Genomic DNA, 21591 nt, shown 5'->3' with positions numbered 1-21591 from the left:
AGGGGGACGGCCTCGCCGTCCCCCTTCCCGATATCCAGTTCAGGAGCGCTCAGCGCCACTCGCCCGGGGCGACCTTGTCCAGCAGCCGCTTGATCACCGTCGCCGTCTCCGCCCGGGTCGTCAGCTCCAGCGGGGCGAAGGTGTCGGCGGAGCGGCCCTTCAGGAGCCCCTCGCCCACGGCGAAGCGGACGGCGTCCTGCGCCCAGGGGGCGATCTGTCCCCAGTCGGCGAACATGGCCAACCGCTCGGCATCCTCCCGGTCCAGCGTACCGGCCAGGTCCAGCCTCCCGGCCATCCGGCTCAGCACCACCGCCAGCTCCTGGCGGGTCACCGGCGCGTCCGGCCTGAAGGTGCCGTCCGGGTAGCCTGTCATCATCCCGGCACGGATGGCGCCGCCGATCTCGCCGGCCATCGCGTCGAACGGGGAGATGTCGTTGTAGATGCGGGCGAACCGGTCGTCCTCACCCAGCTTCAGCGCCCGGACCAGGATGGCGGCCAGCTGCCCCCGGGTGATCGGCCGCTCCGGATCGAACTCCGTGGGCGTGACGCCGCGCAGCACCTGGCGGGCGGCCATCTCGTGGACGATCTCGTGCGCCCAGTGGGTCTCGGGCACGTCCCAGAAGCGGTTCTCGTAGGAGAGGAGCACCGTGACGCCGGGGGTCGTCTGCGCCACCTGGATGGCGTCGCGCGCGGGCGTCAGGCGGCCGCCCAGCGGGACGAGCTGGGCCGTCGGCTCCGGCTGTGCGAACACGGCCAGCGTGACCGCCTCGATGGGGTCGGTGGCCGCCACCGGGTGACTGATCAGGATCGGCGCAGGCAGGGTCGTGACCGGCGTGGCCGCGCCGGATGCGCTGACCCGCGCCAGCGACACCGCAAACGGCTCGCCGGCCTGGCGGTAGCCGCCGACGCCGCTCCATGGCTCCACGTAGCGCGGATCGATCTGCGCCTCCGAGATGACCACGGCCAGGCGCTCATTCGGCGCCAGCCTGAGGTCGGTCACCAGCGCGGGCGTGAGGGTGACGGCGCCCCGGTCCGACTCCACAGTTACGGGCACGCCCAGCCGGGCTGCCCGCTGCAGGGCGGCCGCCTCCAGCAGCGCCACCCCGTAGGGCCGGTTCGCCAGCCGCACGGACACCGCCCGTTCGGCCTCGGGCACGTCGGATGCCAGCGCCGCCGCCACGGCAGCGCCCATGTCGGGATCGGTGACGGTGGCGGTGGCCACCAGCTCCGGCTGCGCCCCCTCGGGCGCCACGCTCAGCGCGATCTCCTTCTCACGGGACGTGGCGGGGCAGGACAGCGCGCCATCCGCACGCACCTCGCAGAGCCCCTTGGCCCCGGGCGCCTCGGTCCGGAAGGCGCTGACCAGCTCGGCGTCAGTGCCGACGGTCCGGTCGGCGTGGATGCGGTAGGTGTAGCCCGTGGCCGGCTGCAGGCCCGTCAGCGAGACCGTGTGGCTGCGGCCGTGGCCGCCGCTCCGGCTCTGCTCCTGGCCACCCGCGGCCCGGTAGTAGACCGTGACCGTCGCCGCGTCGTCGGTGTCGAACCGCAGCGTGGCCCAGTCGGGGCCCGTCTCCACCTCCACCTGTCCGATCGACAGGGGCGCGGGCTCGCGGGTCACGTTGATCGTGTAGACCTTCCGCTCGCCGTTCTCCGCCAGCACCGTGACGGTGATCCGGTTGCTGCCCACGCGCAGGTTCTGGTGGCCGTCGACGTACACCTTGGTCCAGGCGTCGCCCGGCTTCGCCACGACCGTCACCGCGGTCACGTCGTGAGGCACGGTGGCGGAGTAGCTGGTCCGGTCAGGCCGGAACTCGGGCTCCAGCCGGCCAGGGTTGATGGAGAGCTCCACCAGCTCCGCCACGGTGGACTTCGCCCGCACGAAGGTCAGCAGGTAGGGCTTCTTGATGCCGGTGACCGGCGAGTAGACCTCGACTTCCACATCGCCGCCGCCGTCGTCGAGGACGATCGCAGGCGACGGGACGCCGCTCTTGGCCTCAAGCCAGTCGCCCGCCGTGTCGGCCCGCCGCACCCGGAGGCGCACGCCGGCGTCCTGGGTGGTGGCGGTCACGCGGGCCTCGGGCAGCCAGCCCGAGTAGACCACCGCGTAGCTGAGCACGTGCTTGTCGAAGGCCGGGGTCATCGTGCCCGCGGAGGGCACGAGACCGCTCAGCCACAGGTCGTTGACGATCAGGTCGAACGTGCGGGTGCCGGTCGCGCCCTCGGCGTCGGTGGCCTTCACCGTGATGGTCGCCGTGCCGATCCGGCCGTCCTGCGGCTTCAGCTGCAGCTTCCACTTGCCGGGGCCGGCGGGGGTCAGGATGATGTGCCCGGGGTCGTTGGGGACCAGGCTGGTGTTGCCCGAGGTGACAACCACGCTGATGAGGCCCACATCGGAGTCCACGTCAGTGACCTCGATGTCGATCTCATCGGTGATCTGGCCGATCTCGGTGCCGATGGTCGGGATCTCGGCGATCACCGGCGCGTCGTTCACCGACCGCACGTTGATGATGAACTTCTGCCAGGGCGATGCGTCCTCGCCGCCGTAGGCGGTCCCGCCGTCGTCCACCAGGCGGACCTCCACCTCCGCCAGGCCGTACTTGTCGGGGGCCAGGGTGTAGGTCAGCGTGCCGTCCGGCTCCACCGCAGGACCCGCGGCGAAGAGGTCGGGGTTGTCGGTCCTGACCTCAAAGGTGACCTTCTGGTCCTCCTCGAACGGCCCGGGGGTGATCCCGGTCGCCCACTTGGCGATGCGCTGCGGCGGGGCGTCCTCGTCCACGGTCTGGTCGGGACCCTTCACGAACGACGGCGGGTCGTTCACGGGCTGGACCGTCAGCCGGAAGCTTCGGCTGGAGCTGTCCTGCCCGTCGGAGACGGTCAGGGTGATCGTCGCCGTGCCGTACCGGTTGTCGGCCGGCTTGGCGGCGATGCTGACCGTCCCCTGCGCCGCCCCGCCGGGATCGGGGGATGGCACCACGGACAGGCTGCCGTCCGGCAGGAGCTGCGGGTTGTCGGAGGTGGCCTTGAAGGTGAGGGCGCTGGCCGGCGAGTCGATGTCGAGGTAAGTGAGGCTGATCCCGGTCAGCGACTGGTCTTCCAGAATGGTCCTATGGGGCTCGGTGAACTCGCTCAGCACGGGCGGGTCGTTGACCGCGACGACCGTCAGCTCGATCACCGTCTCGGCCCAGGCGCCGTCGTCATGGCTCCGGGTGGTGATGATGATGGTGGCCGTGCCGCTCTCGTCGGGCGTGGGCTCCACCACCAGCCGGCGGTGCGCGCCCGATCCCTCCAGCCGCACGGCGTTGCCCTGCAGCAGGTAGGGGTTGGCCGGGTCGACCTCGTACCGGAGCGATACCTCCACCGCGCTCATGGGCGAGTCGGGGTCGTAGATCTCGATCTCCTGGTTGAGCCGGCCGTCCTCTTCGAGGGTGATCTGGCTGTCGATGCCCAGGATCCGCGGGGCGTCGGGAACAGGGGCGACGAGCACGGTGAACGTCCCGCTCACCTGGTCCGTCCCGTCGCTCAGCGTGACGGTCACGGTGGCCGTGCCGTACTGGTCCAGGGCCGGGGTGATCACCAGCTCCCGCTGCACGCCGGCGCCCTTGAAGACGAAGCTGCTGGGGGGCAGCAGGTCCGGGTTGTCGGAGACGGCGGTCAGGCCCAGCCGGTCCAGCGGCGTCTCGACGTCGTCGACGCTCATCCAGATGCTGGCGGTCTCGTCCTCCAGCATGTTGATCCGATCGCCGAAGATGGTCAGCTGCGGCGGGTCGTTGATCTCCCGCACGTTCACAGTAATCGTCCGGGAGGCCACCGGCGACGCCCCGCTCTTGGCGGTGAGGATGATCTGGATGGGCCCGCTCTTGTTCGGCTTGGGCGTGACAGTGATGGTGAACGTGTCCGTGTAGCCCTCGCGGGCGACGAGTGCCGTCGTCACCGCGGCATCGACGGACGTGGCCTCCAGGTCAACGCCGCCGGGGCCGTCGACGTCCTTGACGACGACGGTGAACGTGGCCGTGGTGTCCTCGTCCATCGCCAACGGCGTGTCAACGATGATCTCAGGCGGATCGTCCACCGGCTCGACGGTCAGCAGGAAGGAGGTGCTGTCCTCTTCATTTCCCTGGTCCCGCACCGTCAGGGTGATGACGGTGGAGCCGTGGGCGTCCTTGAACGGGCGGATGTGCAGCATCCAGTCGGTGCCCGAGCCCGTCCAGGTGATGTAGGGTGCGAACGGCGGCACCACGTGCTCGTTGCTGGAGGAGACGAAGATCGTCGGGTAGTCGTACGGGTCGGGGTCGTAGAGGTAGAAGGGCACGCTGATGGGCTCGTCCTCCAGCGTCCGCTGGGGCGGGATGGGCTTCGGTTCCAGGCGGGGCGGGTCGTTCACCGGGTTCACCGTGAGGGTGAGGTGGTGGGTGGTGGTCAGGTACTCGTTCTCGGCCGCCACCGTCACCACGGCCTTGCCGAACTGGTTCTCCGCCGGCTTCAGCACGAGGGTGTAGCTGCCCTGCGAACCGGCGAGCAGGGTGACGTTCGCCTGCGGGAGCAGCCGGGTATCCAGGGAGGTGGCCGTCACCTGCTTGATCTTGTCGTAGGGCGACACCGTGAAGGTGATCGATATCGTGCCATCCTCGTTGACCACTTCCTGGTCCGGCAGCCCCGAAATCTTGAGGTAGTCGGCGATGACCACCGCGAACTTCCGCTCAGACGTATCGCGGCCGTCGTTGGCCCTGACCGTGATCTCGGTCCTGCCCTCCCGGCCGGCCGGCGTGATGTACAGCGGCCAGCGGTCACCCACGGGGGAGCCCACGGTCACGTCCTGGATGAAGTAGGTGTCGTAGCTGGTCGTCACCGTGATGCCGCTGCTCGTCGACTCGACGTCGGTCACGCGCACCTGCACGGTGAACTGGCCCGTGCCCAGCTCGCGCACGACGTCCGGGATCGGATGGATCTCGGGCGGATCGTTGACCTCGAGAACCCGGAGCCGGAAGCTGTGCTCGTCGACGCCGCCGTTGCCGTCACTCACCTGCACGGTGATGCGCGTCTCGCCGTGCTCGTTGGGGCTGGGCCGCAGCGTGACCGTCCACTGGCCGGGGGAGCCGGGCGTCACCTCGATGCGGTCCATGGGCAGCACCACGGTGTTGCTGCTGAACACGTGCAGCGTGAGGGGATCCCCGTCGGGGTCGTGGGCCTGCACGTACTTCAGTTCAAGCTCTCCGTCCTCGAGGATCTCGCGGTCGATCAGGTTCGTCCGGTCCAGAACCGGTGCGTCGTTCACCGGGCGGATGAACAGCCCGAACGCCTCGGTCGTCTCGCCGCCGTCAGGATCCCGGACCGTGACGGAGATCTGCGTGTCGCCGTTCACGTCCTTGACGGGCTTCCAGCGCACGCTCACGTCGCCGGCCGGGCCGGGCCCCGTGATCTCCGGCGAACCTTCGAACCAGGAGGCATGCGTGGCGGTGACCTCCACGGTCAGGTCAGTGGCGGCCGACTCCGCGTCCTTCACCACAAACGAGAAGTTGAGTTCGTGGTCCTCGTCGATCGTGATGTTGTGGAGCCCGATGATCTCCGGGGCGGAGTTGACGGCCGTCACCGTCACGGGGAACGAGTAGGTCGCCTGGTCCTTCCCGTCGGTCGCCGTCAGCGTGACGTTGGCCGTGCCGCTCTTGCGCGGGACCGGGGTGATGACGAGCATCTGACCGGCGCCGGTGCCCGTCACCGCGACCGAGATCAGGTCGGGGTTGTCGGTGGTGGCCGAGAGGGTCACGGCGTCGCCGTCGCGGTCATGCAGCGCGATGTGGAGCTGGCCGGCGGCGGCCATGGCCTTCCCCGCTGCTCCCTGCGTCCTGATCGGGAGGGTCACCGGCGCGTTGTCCTGCGTCTCCACCAGGTCGGCCGTGAACGCGATGGTGGGAGGGTCGTTCACCGGCGTGACCGTGACCGCTACCTGGGTGTTGGTGTAGAGGTTGCCGGCATCCGTGGCCGTCACCGTGATGGTCACATCACCGTGCGCATCGGGCTCGGGGATGATGGTCAGAACCCGGTGCGCCCCCGTTCCCGAGATGCTCAGGCCGCTGTCCGCCACGATGGAGGCGTTGCCGGAGGTTGCCGTCACCTTCACGCCGGCCGGGTCCTCGTCCAGGACCTCCAGCGTGACCTGGACGCGCCCGTCCTCCTCCACGCTCACCGCGGCAGGCGCCAGGACGGTCGGAGGCGTGTTGGCGGTGGCCATCTCGATCTGGAAGGCGAAGTCGCTGTCATGGTGCTCCCGCCACGCCTGGGGCGCGTACTCGAGCAACTGGTATCCCGGCGCGGCATCAGGCCGGTCCACGTCGAACCAGAGGAAGCTGGTGGGCTGACCTGGACGGCTCTCGCCGACGCTGGTCACCACCAGGGCGTACTCCTTGTCCCTGGTCAACCACTTTCCGGGCCGGGCCTGCAGCTCGATCGTCGTCCAGGCCGGCACCTGTCCGTCTGCGTGGAGAGGCACCTGCGGGACCGGCCCGGATTCGGCCAGCACCTCGCCTCCGGGCGCACCGCCGGTCACGGTGCGCACCTCCACCCGCAGGGTCGCGGTGTCCCCTGTCCGCGCCAGCGGAAGGCTGACGCGTTCAACCGTACCGGTGGTGCTGGCGGTGAAGACCTGCGCGCAGGCGTAGCCAGCCCGGCACTCCTGGGGCACCGGCGGGTTGTTGACGTCCGGCTGGACGAGGAAGTGGTCCGCGCCGAGTGCCAGCGGGGCGCACAGATTGGACACCAGTACAAAGATCAGGGCGACGGCGAACCGGTTGACTCTTCGCATCCCACATGATCCTCCCGTTTCCCCGAACTTGATGGCTGCAGTCCGGGCCAACATCTGCACAAGGGTTGAAAAAGTATTGTTCAAAACTTGTTCGCTCGCGAGGCATCGATTTCCTCTCAGGGAACGCCTCCCCAGTCCAACTGGGCATACTGAAGGGGAGGTGAGTGCGGCATGAGGCAGGGCAGCAGCAGGCCCCGGATCGGTTTGGCTCTCGGAGGGGGAGGTGCGCGGGGGGCGGCCCACGTCGGCGTGCTGCGCTGCCTTTCTGCGGCAGGGATCCCCATCGACTGCATCGCGGGGACCTCTGCGGGCGCCATGGTGGGCGCCGCCTACGCCGCGGGGCTCACGCCGGACCAGATCGAGGCGATCTTCGCCTCGATCCGCCTGTGGGATCTCTTCCGCCCGGCCTGGTCCCGGGACGGCTGGCTGGACAACGCGCCGATGGCGGCCTCCTTCGAACGGCTGGTGGGGCCGCTCCGGGTCTCCGACCTGCGCATCCCCTTCGCCGCCATGGCCACCGACGCCGACACCGGCGAGCCCGTCACGCTGCGTTCGGGACCCGTGGGACCGATCCTGCGCGCCTCGACCGCCATGCCCTGCATCGTCCGGCCGGTGACACTGGACGGCCGGCGGCTCGTGGACGGAGGCGTGCTGCACAAGGTGCCGGTGCAGCTGGCCCGCGAGCTGGGGGCGGACGTGGTCATCGCCGTGGACCTGTCGGTTCCCTACCCCTGGAGACGAAGGAAGCCCAGGCACCCCCTGGACTTCCTCATGCGCATGTTGGAGATCATGGACGAGCGGCTGGTCACGAGCCAGCTGGCCAGCGCGGACGTGGTCATCCGCCCCTGGGCGGAGTGCGGCACCTTCGAGTTCCGCCGCTACAAGGCGCAGATGCTGAGCGGCGAGGCGGCGGCGGCCGAGGCCCTGCCCGCCATCCGGGCGCGCCTCGCCGCACTGGGAACGGACGCCGCGCCGGCCGCCGCGGCGGGGGAGCAGGTCTCCGGGTTCTCCGCCCCTGCGCCTGCAGCGGGCGAGCCGGCGCCCGCACTCGCCGCCCCGGCGCCGGTGAACGGTTCACCGGCGCCGGGCGCCGCCTCCACCTATGCGCGCGGGCGGGTGCGGTTGGTCGGCGAGGCGGTGAGCGGGTCCTCGGGCCAGTAGTGCTTGGGGTACCGCCCCCGCAGCTCCTTGCGGACGAGGAAGTACCCCTCCCGCCAGAAGCTGGCGAGGTCGCGGGTCACCTGCACCGGGCGGTGCGCCGGCGAGAGCAGGTGCAGGGTCAGCGGCACCCGCCCGCGACCCACCCGGGGCGTCTCGGTCCAGCCGAAGACCTCCTGCAGCCGGACGGCGAGGACGGGCGCGGCCGGATCCGAATAGTCAATGGGATGCCGGGAGCCGCTGGGCACGGTGACGTGGGTCGGCGCTTCCTCGTCCAGCGCCCGGCGCTGCTCCCACGTGAGCATACCCAGCAGCAGCGGCCCCAGCCGGAGCCGCTGCACCTCATCGCGCCTCCGGAGCCCCCGGATGTGCGGACCGAGCCAGTCGGCCAGCGCAGCGGCCAGGGCCTCATCCGAGACGTCCGGCCAGCCCGCCTCCAGCCGGGCCATGAACCGGATGCGCTGCTGCAGCTGCCGCGCCTCCCGGTTCCAGGGCAGCGCATCCACCCCCTCCTGCCGGATGCCCTCCAGCAGGGCAGCGGCCACCAGATCCGGGTCGGGATCCTCCCACGGCACCTCCCTGAGCCTGAGCGCGCCAAGCCGCTGCCGGACGGCGGCCCGCACCACGCCGGCCTCGCGGTCCCACCACACCCGCCGCTCGGTCTCGATCTGCGGGCCCCACAGCCGCTCCAGGTCGGCCTGGGTCAGCGCCGCGGCCAGGAAGATACGGCTCTCGGCCCCCTGGTCGGCCAGCTCCGCCGCCACCAGGAAGGGCTCCTCCGCCAGCGGCTGCCCCGGGGGCACGAAGGCCCCGCGTCCGCTGCGCAGCAGGAACCGCCCGCCGCCCCGGCTCTGGGCGATGCGGTCCGGAAAGGCCAGGGAGAGCAGCCCGCCGGCCTGCGCCTCATCGGCGCCTGGCGCGGCACCGTGAACTGTATCGTGGGCCGTATCGTGAGCAGCGCGAGGTGCACCGCGCACCGTCCCCGTGAGCGCCCGGCGGAGCGCCGCCGCCTCCACCTGAACCCGCCGCAGCGCGGCCGCATCGCCCGGCCCGCCCGTCCGGAGCAGGCGCAGCCGGGCGCAGAGGTCGACGTCGTCCGCGCCCCGGAGCGGGTCCCGCTCACTCAGGATCGCCGCCAGGTCACAGGCCAGGCCGCCGAGGCCCATCTCCGCGCCGGCCAGCAGCATGTGGGCGAGCCGGGGATGTACGCCCAGCTCGGCCATCCGGCGGCCGTGGGGCGTGACGGCCCCCGTATCGTCGAGGGCGCCCAGCATCCGAAGCAGGTCCCGCGCCTGGGCCATCGCCGCGGCAGGCGGCGGGTCCAGCCAGCGGAGCGACTCGGGGCCGGCCCCCCAGACGGCCAGTTCCAGCGCCAGAGGGGCGAGGTCGGCCTCCCGGATCTCAGGCGTGCGCCGGGGCACCAGGTGCGCGTCCTGCTGCGCGGTCCAGAGGCGGTAGCAGACCCCCGGCCCCAGCCGCCCCGCCCGGCCGCGCCGCTGGTCGGCCGCATCCCGGGTCACCGGCACGGTGACCAGCCGGCTCATGCCCGTGCGGGGCGAGTAGCGGGGCACCCGCATCAGGCCGCTGTCCACCACCACCGCCACGCCCTCCACCGTCAGGCTCGTCTCGGCGACGGCGCTGGCCAGCACCACCTTGCGCCGCCCGGGCGGGGAGGGGCGCAGGGCCCGGTCCTGGTCGGCCGGGGGCAGTGCGCCGTACAGCGGCAGGACGTCCACCGCCGCTCCGCCTGTCGGGGGCGCGTCCGGCGGCCGACCAGGCGCAGTCCCAGCAGCCCGCCCTGCGGTATCCGGCCCATCCCCCACCCCCATCTCCTGCAGAAGCCGCTCCGCCCGCCGGATCTCCGCCTCACCCGGCAGGAAGACCAGGACGTCTCCCGGGTGCTCCCGCAGCGCCCGCAGCACGGTGCGGGCCACCAGCGGCTCGACGGGGCCCGCAGGCGGGGCGTCGAGGTAGATGGTCTCCACCGGGTGGCTGCGCCCCTCGCTCACCAGCACGGGCGCACCGCCCAGCAGGCCGGCGACGGGCTCCGCCTCCAGCGTGGCCGACATCACCAGGATCCGCAGGTCCGGCCGCAGCACCGACTGGCACTCCAGGCTGAGCGCCAGCCCCAGGTCGGCGTGGAGCGACCGCTCGTGGAACTCGTCGAAGATCAGCAGGCCGACCTCCTCCAGGGCAGGGTCGGCCTGCAGCATGCGCGTGAGGATCCCCTCGGTGACCACCTCGACGCGGGTCTCCCGCCCCACCCGCGCCTCGTGGCGCACCCGGTAGCCCACCCGGCCGCCCACCTGCTCGCCCAGCGTGGCCGCCATGTAGCGGGCGACGCTGCGGGCGGCCAGGCGGCGGGGCTCCAGCATCAGGATGCGCCGGCCGCCCAGCCAGTCCTCGTGCAGCAGGGCCAGGGGGACCCTCGTGGTCTTCCCCGCCCCGGGCGGGGCCACCAGCACCGCGGCCGTTCCCTGCCGGAGGGCGGCGCGCAGCTCCGGCAGGATCGCCTCCACCGGCAGCACCGGACTCACCCCCACCTAGGCCTCCTGCTCGTAGCTTCGCCGGGCGTACTGGTCGGGAATCCAGCCCCAGCCCCAGATCGGCGTGGGCTGGCTCGGCACGGTCCCCAAAACCTCCAGCGGGTCGAGGTTGGAGGAGAGCACGCTGCACTGGTGGTGCCAGTTGGCCCCGAAGTCGAAGATGTAGGCGAACCGCTCCCCTCGCCTCACCTCTGCCCCCACCCGCACGGTCTGGTAGTCCCGCACCGCCAGCGGGTTCTCGTCGTCCGGGATGCCGAAGCAGCGCCCGTCGGCGAAGCGGAACTCGTGCAGGTGGCTCAGGTCCCACCGGGCAAAGCCGAGATCGATGGCGGTAGCCAGGTCGAGGAACGTATGGGTTGGCCCCACCAGGAAGATGCGGCCCGGCTGGGGGGCAAAGCGCAGGCCTGCGCCCGAAACCAGATCGACCCGAACGGTGAACCACCCTCGTACCGCCAACTCGGCGCCTCCTCCTGCAGCGGCGCGGCGGGCCGGCCGGCCCGCTGCGCGGCGATTGCATGGCACTACTGCTTCGCAGGCGGACCGGTGAACTCCTGCACCCGGGCAGCCGCGGAGGGACAAAACTGGGGGCACCGTTCTAGCGGGGGACGCGGTACCATAGCCTGTGACCGACCTGCCTTCGAGGGGAGCGGCTGCATGCGGCGCGTCTGGCGCCGGATTGCGGCGGGAGCCGGGCATCGTCGGGGGGCCTGCGACGAGGCACCGACCGGCCTCTTCACGGAGCGGTTCACCGACACCCTCTGCCCCCGCTTCCGGCGCACCTGCTCGCCGCCGGTCGCCATCCAGGGCCACTGGCAGCCCGCTCCCCCTGGCGAACCTGGCCGGCAACCTGCGCCGCCTGACCGAGGGCGTGACGTGCGAGGTGAAGGCCGCCATGTGCAAGGGGGCGTGACAGGAAGATGGGCATGAAGCGAATCAGGTGGTGGGTAGCCGCAGCCGCCTCCCTGCTCCTGCTGCTCGGGTACGTCAGCTGGCAGTTCGGCCTCTTCGCCCAGCCGCACCGGGCAGCGCCGCTGGTGATGCCGGAGCCGTCGGCCCGGGCTGAGACGCCCGACGGGGCCGCTGCACCGCCCGGGCATCAGGCGTACGAGGGCGGCGCAGCCGGCCCTGGCAAGGGGCTGGCGGGCACGCCCGGGCCGGGCGAGGGCGGCGAGCCCGCCGACCCCGAGGATGGCCGGACAGGACCGAACGGCCGCCTCAACATCCTCCTGCTGGGCTTGGACGCCCGTGAGCCCGGCGAGCCGTCCCGCTCCGACATGCTGCTGCTGCTGTCGCTGGACCTGGTCAGGCGGCAGGGCTCGCTGCTCTCCATCCCCCGCGACAGCCGCGTGGAGATCCCCGGCCGGGGGCTGGACAAGATCAACCACGCCCACGCCTTCGGCGGCGTCGACCTCGCCCTGCAGACCGTCGCCAACGCCTTCCAGGTGCCGATCCACCACTGGGTGCGGATCGACATGACCGGGGTCGTCGCCCTGATCGACCGGCTGGGCCCGGTGATCATCGACGTGCCGTACAGCCTGACGCTGGACGACGGCACCCTGATCGGCCCCGGCCCCGTGGAGATGGACGGCCAGCTGGCCCTGAACTACCTGCGGGAGCGGTACAGCGATCCGAAGGGGGACGTGGGGCGCACCGAGCGGGCCGGTGCCTTCCTGATGGAGGTGGGGCGTGCGCTGGCCGCCAACGTGGGCCCTGCCGACATCCCCCGCCTCTACGCGCTCCTGCGGGAGCACGCCGACACCGACATCGAGCTGCAGGACGGCCTGTGGCAGCGGGCGCTGCGGATCCCCCCGGACCAGGTGCAGCGCGGGACCGTCCGGGGCCGGGGCGTCATGATCGACGGGATCTACTACTACGAGGTGGACTGGGCCGAGACCGAACGGGTGCTGCAGGAACTGGGGATTCACTGACCGGGGCTCGCGCGTCCTCCCGCGCCCCCCTGGAGCCACGCCTGGTACGGGCGTGGCTCATCTACTTACCGCTGCGCAGGGAGTCGGGTTGCGTCGGCGCCTCCAGGTACCGCACCTGTGCGCCGGCGCCCCGATCCCGCGGTCCGCGCGGGTCGGAGGGGTCTGGGGTCGGCGGTCCGGGACGAGGCACGCGGCCCTGACTATCACCACTCCCCCGCCGCCTGAAGAGCAAGGGCGGCAAGCGGTTGCAGGGGTGGCGGCCCCAGGCGTCTGGGAAAGCCGCTGCGGTTTTCCCTCACATCTCGTCCGCATGGTGACCCGCCCCCCGGTATGGAGACGACCCCTGGTGCATAAGCATCGTCCATCCTCCACCGGTGAAGGGGGTCGCCATGGGACTCCGCGTGAAACGCTGTTTCGACCTGATCGGCTCAGCTGCGCTTCTCCTCTGCCTCTTTCCGTTAATGCTGCTGATCGCGCTGCTGATCCGATGTACCTCTCCGGGTCCGGTGCTCTACGTGCAGGAGCGGGTGGGCCTCCACGGCCGGCGCTTCCGCATGTTGAAGTTCCGCACGATGACGGTAGGCGCCGACCGGATCACCACCGCCCTGCACGAGTCGGACCCGCACATCACCCCCGTGGGACGCGTGCTGCGGCGCCTGAGCCTGGATGAGCTGCCGCAGCTGTGGAACGTCCTGCGCGGGGACATGAGCCTGATCGGACCGCGGCCCATGCTGCCCGAGACGGCCGAGGGGCTCCGGCCGCACCAGCAGCGCCGCCACCACGTGCGCCCGGGCCTGACCGGCCTCGCCCAGGTGCGGGGGCGCAACGCCCTCTCCTGGTCGGAGCGGGTCGCGCTCGACCTGGAGTACGTGGACCGGTGGTCGCTCTGGCTCGATCTCCGGATCCTCTGGCAGACGCTGGGCACCGTCCTCAGCGGGCGGGGCCTGTACGGACCCGACGGCTGGAACAGGGGGCAACTGGATGTCGACCAGCAGACCGGTTGAGTGGCTCGGGCTGGACGAGGCCGAGCGCTGGGACCGCATCGTGCAGGCGATTCCGGGGTGGGACGTCTACTGGCTCTCCGGCTACGCCCGGGTCTGGGAGGCCAACGGCGACGGGCAACCCGTGCTGGCCGCGCTGGAGCGGGGGGACGCACGGGCGGCGGCCGTCTACCTCGTCCGCCCGATCCCCGGCGAACCAGGCCTCTGGGACATCGCCACCCCTTACGGCTACGGCGGGCCGCTCTTCACCCCGGGCGCCGCCGGCCTGGCCTGCGAGCTGCTGGATCAGGTGGGCCGCTGCGCCGCGGCGCACGGCGGGGTGTCGGAGTTCATCCGCTTCCACCCCCTGGCGGCCAACCACGCGGGGCTGAACGCGCCGGGCCTCTCCGTCGCGCAGGTCTCGGAGACGGTCTACCTCGACCTGCAGCGGCAGCCCCACTTCGCACACGACTTCCGGCCCGAGGTGCGCAACCGCATCCGCCGGGCGGCGCGGGCGGGGGTGGCGGTCCGGCTCACCCCGGGACCGGAGGACGTGGACGTCTTCCTCCCCCTCTACACCGAGACGATGACCCGGGTGGGGGCCCGTCCGTACTACTTCTTCCCGGCCGAGACCTTCCGGCTGCTCTGCACCGGGCTGAGCCGGCACCTGCTGCTGGCCGAGGCCGTCCATGCGGGACGCACCATCGCCGCGGCGCTCTTCCTTTACAATGACCGCTTCCTGCACTACCACTTGGGCGGGTCGGCCACCGACGCCCTGCACCTCGCCCCGAACAACCTGCTCTTTGCCGAGGCAGCCGAGTGGGGCCGGCGGCGCGGCATCCGGTTCCTGCACCTGGGCGGGGGCGTGCGGCCCGGCGACTCCCTGATGCGCTTCAAGTCCGGCTTCTCGCCGCTCCGGGCCCCGTTCTTCGTCGGCCGCCGGATCCTGGATCCCGACCGCTACGCCGCCCTGGCCGCGGCCCGCGCGGAACAGGTCCGGCCCACCCGGCCGGCCCCGGACTTCTTCCCCGCCTACAGGGCGCCTGCGGTTCCGGTCCCCGCCGAATCCGCTGCTGTGAGGTAAGGACCTATGGGTACGATCCACCGGTTGGGCTGGCTGCTCACCGACGCCGTGCTCCTCACCCTTGCGGCCTGGTTCAGCGCCGCGCTGGTCGCCGGGGAGTTCCCGCTTGCGATGGGCCCGAAGCAGATCTGGCCCCTCGTGGCTGCAGGGGTCGTCTGCTGCGGCGCCGGGGCCCTGCTGGGCGTCTACCGGCGCCTGTGGCAGTACGCCGGCCTGCGGGATGCGCAGGCGCTGCTCCTGGCCTGCCTGGCGGGCGGGGCCGCGCTGCTGGCCGTGCCGGCACCCCTGCCCTACACCGTGCGGGCGCTCTTCTGGCTGACCGCCACCGCCGGCCTCTGCGGGCTGCGCCTGGGGGTGCGGGTGATCTACGCCCGCGCCGGTGCCCGGCGACCGGCCGGCGCCGACGACGGACGGCCCACCGACGCCAGGGGAGCGCGGTCCGCCCGGACCCGGCGTATCCTCATCATCGGCGCGGGGGACGCGGGCACCGAGGTGCTCCGGGAGCTGCAGCGCCACCCCGAGCTGGGCATCGCCGCGGTGGGCTTCCTCGACGACGACCCGGCCAAGCACGGCCGGGAGGCGTACGGCGTGCCCGTGCTGGGGCCCGCGGAGGCGGTGGGGCGCGCGGTGCGGGAGCTGGGCGTGAGCGGGGTGCTGATCGCCATCCCCAGCGCGCCGGCCGAGGCGCTCCGGCGCATCTGGTCACAGGCGTCGGCCCAGGGCGTGCCCGTGCGCATCCTCCCCCGGCTGGGCGACCTGGACCGGAGCCAGCGGCTGGTGGAGCAGATCCGCAGCGTGCAGCTGACCGACCTGCTGGGCCGGCCCGAGGTGCAGATCGACCAGGTGGCGGTGAGCCGGTATCTCACCGGCCGCACCGTTCTGGTGACCGGGGCCGGCGGCTCCATCGGCAGCGAGCTCTGCCGCCAGGTGGCCGCGTTTGGCCCGTCCCGCCTGATCCTCTTCGGCCACGGCGAGCACAGCCTGCACCAGATCATGCTGGAGCTGCAGAGCCACTACCCCGGGCTGGCGTTGACGGTGGCGGTGGGCGACGTGCAGGACCAGGCCGCGGTGGAGCGGGTCTTCCGCAGGCACCGCCCAGCGGTGGTCTTCCACGCCGCCGCCCACAAGCACGTGCCGCTGATGGAGCAGAACCCGTCCGAGGCCGTGAAGAACAACGTGCTGGGCACCTACCACGTCGCGCTGGCCGCACAGCGCCACGGCGCCAGCCACTTCGTCCTCATCTCCACCGACAAGGCGGTGCGCCCGACCAGCGTCATGGGCGCCACCAAGCGCGCGGCGGAGGCCATCACGGCCGCGCTGGCCGCCTGCGGACCCTGCCGCATGGTCGCCGTGCGCTTCGGCAACGTGCTGGGCAGCCGCGGCAGCGTGGTGCCCGTCTTCCAGCAGCAGATCGCAGCCGGCGGCCCCATCACGGTCACCCATCCCGAGGTCACGCGCTACTTCATGACGATCCCCGAAGCGGCACGCCTTGTGCTGCAGGCCGGAGCGATGGGCCGTTCCGGCGAGCGGTTCGTGCTGGACATGGGCGAGCCGGTGCGGATCGTGGACCTGGCCAGAACGCTGGCGCGTATCATCGCCCCCGAACGGGAGATCCCCATCATCTTCACAGGACTCAGGGCGGGGGAGAAGCTCCACGAGGAGCTGTTCGATGCAGACGAGGTCGTCACACCGACGGCCCACCCCCGCATCCGCCGGGCCGCAGCGGAACTGCCCGCCGGGTTCGATCTGGCGAAGGCCCTGGCCGACCTGATGCTGCAGGCGGACCGGGGCGAGGTATCGGTTGAGTCCATCCTCGCCGCGTTGGGCGAGGGTACGAGAGGAGATGATGGGCTCCATGGCGTTGACGACCAACCTGTCGGCGCAACTCGCGTCGCGCATTGAGAGCCGGGTTGCCCACGTCGCCGTGGTGGGCGCCGGATATGTGGGACTGGGTGCGGCGGTCCAGTCCGCCCGCGCCGGATTCAGCGTGACGGCGATCGACCTGAACCCCGAGCGGGTGGCCAAGATCGAGGCGGGCGAGAGCTACATCGGCGACATCGCGAGCCTGGAGCTGCAGCAGCTGGTGAGCGCGGGCCGGCTGCGCGCCACCACCGACTACGCCCCCCTCCGGGAGGCCGACGTCGTCCTGATCTGCGTCCCCACTCCCCTCACCCGAAACCGGGTGCCCGACCTCACCTGGCTGCGCTCGGCCATCGCGCAGGTGGCCCAGCACCTGCATCCGGGCCAGCTCGTAGCCCTGGAGTCCACCACCTACCCCGGCACCACGGAGGAGGAGGTGCTGCCGGCGCTGAGCGCCCGGGGGCTGAAGGTGGGCGAGGACTTCTTCCTGGTTTTCAGCCCGGAGCGAATCGACCCCGGCAACGGGACGTTCCACGCGGGGAACCTCGTGCGCGTGCTGGGACCCGTCACCGAGGCCTGCCGGGAGGTGGGCACCGCCTTCTACGCCGCCATCTCGGCCGGCGTCAAGGTGGTCTCCTCCCCCCGGACGGCGGAGCTGGCCAAGCTCTTTGAGAACCTCTACCGGGCCGTGAACATCGCCCTGGTGAATGAGATTGCCATCCTGTGCGACCGGATGCACATGGACGTGTGGGAGGTCATCGACGCGTCGGCCAGCAAGCCCTTCGGCATCCAGGTCTTCTGGCCCGGGCCGGGGGTGGGCGGCCACTGCATCCCGTTGGATCCCGCGTACCTCAAGTGGAAGGCGATGGAGTACGACCTGCCGCTCCGCTTCGTCTCCCTGGCGGAGGAGATCAACGGCTACATGCCCGACTTCGTGGTGCAGAAGCTGACCCGGCTGCTCAACACGCGGCATCTGCCGCTCCGGGGGGCGCGCGTCCTGGTCGTGGGCGTGGCGTACAAGCGGGACGTGGCCGACGTGCGGGAAGCCCCGGCGCTGCGCATCATCCGCCTGCTGCTGGAGGCCGGTGCGCACGTGACCTACCACGACCCGCTGGTGCCGATCCTCTCGCTGGATGAGCCGCCGACGGTGATGGAGTCCGCCCCGCTGGCCACCGAGCGGCTGCAAGCCCTGGACGCGGCCCTCGTCGTCACCGACCACACGGCCGTGGACTACGCCTGGATCGTGCAGCATGTGCCGCTGCTGCTGGACACCCGGGCCGTCACCGCCCGGCAGGGGATCTGTGCCCCGCACGTCTACCGGCTGTGATGACCGGCCGGGACCCGTGGTGGCCCGTGGACCGATCCGTGATCCGCCGCCCCCGCCTACACCCCCTGCGAAGGGAGAGAGCCTCATGCGCATTCCACTGGCACGCCCCGACCTCGGCCCGCAGGAGGAGGAAGCCGTCATCGCTGTCCTGCGTTCCGGGGTGCTGTCCATGGGACCCTGGATCGAGCGGTTCGAAGCGGCGGTGGCGGCGCGGGCGGGCGCCCGGCACGCCGTCGCCTGCTCCAGCGGCACGGCCGGCCTGCACCTGCTGCTCACGGCCTGCGGGATCGGGCCCGGCGACGAGGTCATCACCCCCTCCTTCAGCTTCGTCGCCTCCGCCAACGCCGTCGTGTACACCGACGCCCGCCCGGTCTTCGCCGACATCGATCCGGTCACCCTCTGCATGGATCCGGACCACGCATCGACCCTCATCGGCCCGCGCACCCGGGCGGTCCTGCCCGTGGACGTGTTCGGCCACCCCGCCCCGATGCCGGAGCTCAGGGAGCTGGCCGACCGGCACGGCCTGCTCCTGATCGAGGACGCCTGCGAGGCGCTGGGCTCCTCCCTGCACGGCGTGCCCTGCGGGAGTCCCCGCTGGGCCCACGGCGCCCTCTTCGCCTTCTACCCCAACAAGCAGATCACCACCGGCGAGGGCGGCGTGGTGGTCACCGACGACGACCGCCTGGCCGCCCTCTGCCGCAGCCTGCGCAACCAGGGGCGTGGGGAGGACGGCGCATGGCTGACCCACGTCCGCCTGGGCTACAACTACCGCATGGACGAGATGAGCGCCGCCGTGGGGGCCGTGCAGATGGCGCGGCTGGAAGAGCTGCTGGCGAAGCGGGACCGGGTGGCCGAGGCCTACCGGCGCCGCCTGGCGGGGATTCCGGGGGTAGCGGTTCCCGAGGCGGCCCCCGGGGCGGAGGTGCAGTGGTTTGTCTGGGTGGTGCGCCTGGACCCTGCCATCGACCGCGATCGGGTGATGCAGGCCCTGCTGGACCGGGGCATCGGCTGCCGTCCCTACTTCAGCCCGATCCACCTGCAGCCGTTCTACATGGCGGACTTCGGCTGCCGGCCCGGCGACCTGCCCGTCACCGAGGCCGTCGCCCGGTCGGTCCTGGCCCTCCCCTTCCACGCGGGCCTGACGGAGGCGGAGATCGACGAGGTGGCCGAGGCGCTGGCGGAGGCTGTGGCACGCGCAGGCGCGGTGGGGAGCGGAAGGTGAGCATGGTTCGCTTGTGTGGCGGGCGGGGCTGTGGCAGCCCCGCCCGAGCCTGTACGCGCCCCGGCATGGGGCGGTGGGAGGGGCCAGGTGACGCCGCCTTACCGGCGGGGTGCACACGATGATGGCCCCCCCGACCCGGTACACGAGCGCTCCTCCGATCTCAGCCAGCCCCGCCGGGACGAGGTGGAAGACGGTTCACTCACCCTCCGGGAGCAGGGTTCCAAGGAGTTCTGCAGGTCTCGGCCCTGCCCTCTGTCGCCAGGGCTCAGCGCGGAGCGGGAGCGGTGCGCACCCGTGCACCGCTCCCACTCTTCTGAGGATAAGCCCGCCCAGTACGGCCCGCGGGCCCGGCGGACAACCGGGGGCCCGCATCCACCGTCCCGCAGGATACGCCGCCGGAGACGATACGTCCCGGCGCGGCGCCCTGCGGATCTGTGCCACTTCACGTCTGACAGATCGTCCGGCCTTGTGTCCAGATCGCGGGTACCGGCGGCCACGGGACCGTTGACAAGTGAAGTGTCACTTTTCCGCAGCCTCCTGCGGCAGCACCCTGCGGATTTCTGCCACTTCACGTCGGAAAGACCGTCCGGCCTCGTGCCAGGATCGCGGATACCGGCTGGCCACGGGACACTGGACACGTGAAGTGTCACTTTTTCCGCACCCGTGAGCGCAGCGCCCTGCGGATTTGTGCCACTTCACGTCTGTACGACCGTGAGACGCATCCCCAGGTCCAGGATCAGCCTGCGGCTCTCCGGCCCCAGGTTGAGGAGCAGGTCGAACACGGAGAGGTTCGGCACAAACTCGGGAGAGCGGTGCTGCGGGTACGTGGGGTGCACGAACTCGTTGTACCGCAGGCCCACCCCCTCCGCCGCGAACCGGGACTCGTCCATGTACTGCCGGCCGGTGGGTCCGCTGAGGTAGACCGTGCCGCCGACGGCCCGGGTGAGCCCGAGGAGAAGCTCGGTGCTCTGCCCCTCCACCCCCAGCACGGAGGCCCGCACCAGCGGGCAGCGGATCCCGAGGTAGTCCATCACGTACCGGATCGCCGCCTCGTTCAGGTCCACCAGCCGCTCCCACCGGCGCTCCAGGTAGAGCTCGCGCAGGAAGGGCCCGTGCTCGTTCCAGTAGGGGGCCCGGCGGTAGTTGCGCTCAAACGAGAGGTAGTGCTTCTCGGCCCACCGGTCGTGGTCGGCGATGCGCAGCTCGTCGATCCGCCGGTGGCGTCCTTCCTTGCCGATGGGCACGGTGAGCAGCAGCGGGCCGCCCTGGCCGAGGATCTGGCAACGGTTGGTGTAGCTGCGGGGGTTGAACTGCACCGAGTCGAGGCTGACGTACACGTCGGCCCGTGCAAGCTTGTGGAAGAAGCCGATCCAGGGCAGGTAGTTGGGCTGGTGGATGGCCACCACCGTCACGAGACCACCTCCATCAGCACCCGTTCGAAGCGTTCGCCGAGCACCCCGAAGCTGTGGTGCGCCTCGGCGTAGGCCCTGCCCCGCTCGCCCATCGCCCTGCGCACCTCGGGCGGGGCCTCGGCCAGCCGGATGATCGCCGCGGCCATCGCCTCAGGGTCGTCGGGCGGAACGGTCAGGCCCGCGCCGGCCTCCGTCACGGCGTCGTACGGTGAGCGCAGTGCGCAGATGATCGGCCGGCCGGCCGCCAGGTAGTCGAACAGCTTGTTGGGGCTGTAGCCCCACCGGTAGAGGTCGGTGTTCTGCGTGGCGATGACGAAGGCGTCCGCCTCCTGGAGCACGCCGAAGATCTGTTCCTTGGGCACCGGGGGCTCGAAGTGAACGAAACTCAAGCCCTCCCGCGCCGCCCGCTCCCGGAGCCGGGGCTTCTCCGGCCCGTCGCCGATGAGCCGGATGCAGAGCCGGTCGGCCCACCCGAGGTCTCGTAGTCGGCAGGCGGCGGCAATCACCGAGTCCAGGTTGTTGCTGAGGCCGTGGGCGCCCGCGTAGATGATGGTGAACCGCGGCCCCGGCTCCGGCGGCCGGTAGGGTACCACGTCCAGGTCGACCCCGTTGGGGATCCATGTGACCTTCGCCGGGTCGGCGCCCTTCGCGGCCATGTGCTCACCGGCCCCCGAGAGCAGGGAGATGATCCGCCGGGCCCGCCGGTACAGCGTGCGCTCGACGGCCGTGAGGGCGAGCACCACGGGGTGGGCGGGCGACATCTGCCCGAGGTCCACCAGCGTCTGCGGCCACAGGTCCCGCACCTCGAGTACGAAGGGAATGCCCCTCGTGCGCGCCCAGCCCTCCGCCGCCAGGGCGGCGAACGGCTGCGGGCTGGAGCCCACCACCACGTCGGGCCTGCCGCCCACCAGATCGTCCGGCAGGCGCCCCACCTGCCGGGCGAAGGCCAGCATGTTCACGAACCGCCGGGGCCCGTTCCTGTCGTAGCCGGGCGTGCGCAGCCAGATCAGGTGGATGCCGTCCCGCACCTGTTTCAGCAGCCGCTGGCCCGCCCCCAGCCGCTCCTGGCGGAGCATGTGCGAGAAGCTGGCGGTCACCATGGTCACTTCATGCCCCCGGCGGATCAGCTGCCGGGCCAGGGAGTAGTGGCGCGTACCGCCCGCCGTGTCGGGCGTGCCCACATATTGATTCACCAGCAAGACGCGCACCCGGATCCCCTCCTCTCGCCCGCAGTCCAGTCCGAACACCCCTCGCTCCGCCCACCAGGCCCGTAGCCGA

Annotated in this window: 12 protein-coding genes; 7 read left to right on the top strand and 5 right to left on the bottom strand. The window is 71.6% G+C overall.

All coding sequences use genetic code 11. The features are described from left to right. Positions 1 to 49: 49 nt before the first annotated feature. A complete protein-coding gene (locus tag J2Z79_RS16335; protein WP_209467973.1) occupies positions 50 to 6796 on the bottom strand; it encodes a tandem-95 repeat protein in 6747 nt (2248 codons plus the stop codon). A 171-nt stretch (positions 6797 to 6967) separates the two neighbouring features. On the opposite strand from J2Z79_RS16335, the gene J2Z79_RS16330 reads away from it, so the two are divergent. Beyond that, complete coding sequence (locus tag J2Z79_RS16330) at positions 6968 to 7957, top strand: patatin-like phospholipase family protein (protein WP_209467972.1); 990 nt, start codon at positions 6968 to 6970, stop codon at positions 7955 to 7957. Here J2Z79_RS16330 and hrpB read toward each other — a convergent pair. Together hrpB and J2Z79_RS16320 are read right to left on the bottom strand one after the other, a co-directional pair. Beyond that, positions 7897 to 10491 carry an ATP-dependent helicase HrpB gene (gene hrpB / locus J2Z79_RS16325; RefSeq protein WP_342589520.1) on the bottom strand — a complete coding sequence of 865 codons (2595 nt, stop codon included), beginning with the start codon at positions 10489 to 10491 and terminating at the stop codon, positions 7897 to 7899. The genes J2Z79_RS16330 and hrpB overlap by 61 nt on opposite strands. Before the next feature lie 6 nt (positions 10492 to 10497). Further along, a complete protein-coding gene (locus J2Z79_RS16320; protein WP_209467971.1) occupies positions 10498 to 10956 on the bottom strand; it encodes an IS1096 element passenger TnpR family protein in 459 nt (152 codons plus the stop codon). 467 nt (positions 10957 to 11423) lie between these two features. Here J2Z79_RS16320 and J2Z79_RS16315 point away from each other — a divergent pair, with 467 nt between their 5' ends. From J2Z79_RS16315 to J2Z79_RS16290, 6 genes are all read left to right on the top strand, one after another. Continuing rightward, positions 11424 to 12428 (top strand): LCP family protein, encoded by a 1005-nt coding sequence (locus tag J2Z79_RS16315; protein ID WP_209467970.1) that lies wholly within the window; start codon positions 11424 to 11426, stop codon positions 12426 to 12428. 389 nt (positions 12429 to 12817) lie between these two features. Beyond that, entirely contained in the window at positions 12818 to 13432 is a 615-nt protein-coding gene (locus tag J2Z79_RS16310; protein ID WP_209467969.1) for a sugar transferase, read from the top strand. Beyond that, a complete protein-coding gene (locus J2Z79_RS16305; protein ID WP_209467968.1) occupies positions 13410 to 14492 on the top strand; it encodes a GNAT family N-acetyltransferase in 1083 nt (360 codons plus the stop codon). Before J2Z79_RS16310 ends, J2Z79_RS16305 begins: the two co-directional genes overlap by 23 nt. 6 nt (positions 14493 to 14498) lie before the next feature. Next, positions 14499 to 16394, top strand: a complete 1896-nt coding sequence (locus J2Z79_RS16300) for a polysaccharide biosynthesis protein (RefSeq protein ID WP_209467967.1) — start codon at positions 14499 to 14501, stop codon at positions 16392 to 16394. Beyond that, positions 16348 to 17679 (top strand): nucleotide sugar dehydrogenase, encoded by a 1332-nt coding sequence (locus J2Z79_RS16295; protein ID WP_245302894.1) that lies wholly within the window; start codon positions 16348 to 16350, stop codon positions 17677 to 17679. Before J2Z79_RS16300 ends, J2Z79_RS16295 begins: the two co-directional genes overlap by 47 nt. Positions 17680 to 17764: 85 nt before the next feature. Next, entirely contained in the window at positions 17765 to 18901 is a 1137-nt protein-coding gene (locus J2Z79_RS16290; RefSeq protein WP_209467965.1) for a DegT/DnrJ/EryC1/StrS family aminotransferase, read from the top strand. Positions 18902 to 19596: 695 nt separating this feature from the next. On the opposite strand, the gene J2Z79_RS16285 is transcribed toward J2Z79_RS16290, so the two are convergent. Both J2Z79_RS16285 and J2Z79_RS16280 read right to left on the bottom strand, forming a co-directional pair. Continuing rightward, positions 19597 to 20313, bottom strand: a complete 717-nt coding sequence (locus tag J2Z79_RS16285) for a WbqC family protein (RefSeq protein WP_209467964.1) — start codon at positions 20311 to 20313, stop codon at positions 19597 to 19599. After that, the gene (locus J2Z79_RS16280; protein WP_209467963.1) at positions 20310 to 21521 is read right to left on the bottom strand and encodes a glycosyltransferase family 4 protein; all 1212 of its coding nucleotides are present in this window, start codon (positions 21519 to 21521) and stop codon (positions 20310 to 20312) included. The genes J2Z79_RS16285 and J2Z79_RS16280 overlap by 4 nt, the downstream gene beginning before the upstream one ends. Positions 21522 to 21591: the final 70 nt, after the last annotated feature.

The organism is Symbiobacterium terraclitae (assembly GCF_017874315.1).
Classification (GTDB): domain Bacteria; phylum Bacillota; class Sulfobacillia; order Symbiobacteriales; family Symbiobacteriaceae; genus Symbiobacterium; species Symbiobacterium terraclitae.
Note: the sequence above shows the minus strand (reverse complement) of the source record. Positions and strands in the feature narration are given on the sequence as shown.